2 pseudogenes are annotated in these 1251 nt (G+C 62.8%); both read right to left on the bottom strand.

The annotated features are described in order from the left end of the window. Nucleotides 1-921, bottom strand: a pseudogene (locus I6F33_RS37855) (IS3 family transposase); the annotation flags it as partial. A gap of 201 nt (nucleotides 922-1122) precedes the next feature. Beyond that, a pseudogene (locus I6F33_RS37850) lies at nucleotides 1123-1251 on the bottom strand (IS110 family transposase); the annotation flags it as partial.

The raw sequence follows: 1251 nt of genomic DNA, 5'->3' as shown, positions 1-1251 counted from the left end.
TGAAGCTTTCGATGAAGGCATTCTGCGTCGGCTTGCCGGGCGCGATGTAATGCCAGGCGACGCGGCTCTGATCGGCCCATGTCAGGATGGCGTTGCTGGTCAATTCGGTGCCGTTGTCGCTGACCACCATTTTGGGCTTGCCGCGCTCGATGATCAGCCGGTCCAGCTCCCGCGCCACCCGGGAGCCCGACAGCGAGGTGTCGGCCACCAACGCCAGGCATTCGCGCGTGCACTCGTCGACCACGGTCAGGATGCGGAAGCGGCGGCCATCGGTGAGCTGGTCCGAGACGAAGTCGAGCGACCAGCGGTCATTCGGCACTATCGGCACCACCATCGGCGCCCTGGTCCCGAGCGCCCGCTTGCGGCCACCACGGCGACGGACCGCGAGCCTCTCTTCCCGGTAGAGCCGGAACAGTTTCTTGTGGTTGACCAGATAGCCCTCCCGCCTGAGCAGAACATGCAGGCGCCGATAGCCGAAGCGACGGCGCACCTCGGCAATCGCTCTCATGCGTTGGCGTAGGGCCGCGTCATCCGCCCGGGTCGTCCGATATCTGATGGTCATGCGGCAACAGCCGATGGCTTTACACGCCCGCCGTTCGCTCATCTCGTGGGCCTCCATGAGATGGGCGACAGCTTTCCGCTTCCCCGCGGGCGTCACCACTTCTTTCCCAGGAGGTCCTTTAACGCAGCATTGTCCAGCATGGCGTCGGCCAAAAGCCGCTTCAGACGCGTGTTCTCATCCTCCAGCGTCCTCAGCCGCTTGGCCTCCGATACCTCCATCCCGCCAAACTTGGCTTTCCATTTGTAGATGCTGGCATCGCTGACGCCGTGCTTCCGGCACAGATCGGCAACCGACACGCCAGCTTCGTGCTCCTTCAAAATCCCGATGATCTGCTTCTGTATTCGGTCTGCTTCTGTCAATCCCTTAAGAGCGCGTGCCGCGGGTACCTTGCTTCTGTTCGTGGTCGGCAAAGCCGCCACACGATGGGATTCGGTTGAATGGTCGGTTCAAGCTCTTCGGCGTAGTCACCCGACCTGGAGGGCGGACGCCACGACAGATCATACGAACTCGACCATCCCCACGCCCCGCGACGGGCGTCTCTCGGGATGACGATGGCGTCCTTACGCCACCGCCGTCCATCGGAATTCGGTTCCATCAACCCACATTCGGTGAAGGACGACAGCCATCTTTCTGGCCAGCGCGACCTTCGCACGCTTGCTTCCTTGCCGGTGGGCAACACGCACCGCCCA

It is taken from the genome of Bradyrhizobium sp. BRP20, from assembly GCF_020194215.1.
In the GTDB taxonomy this organism is placed as follows: domain Bacteria; phylum Pseudomonadota; class Alphaproteobacteria; order Rhizobiales; family Xanthobacteraceae; genus Bradyrhizobium; species Bradyrhizobium yuanmingense.
Note: the sequence above shows the minus strand (reverse complement) of the source record. Positions and strands in the feature narration are given on the sequence as shown.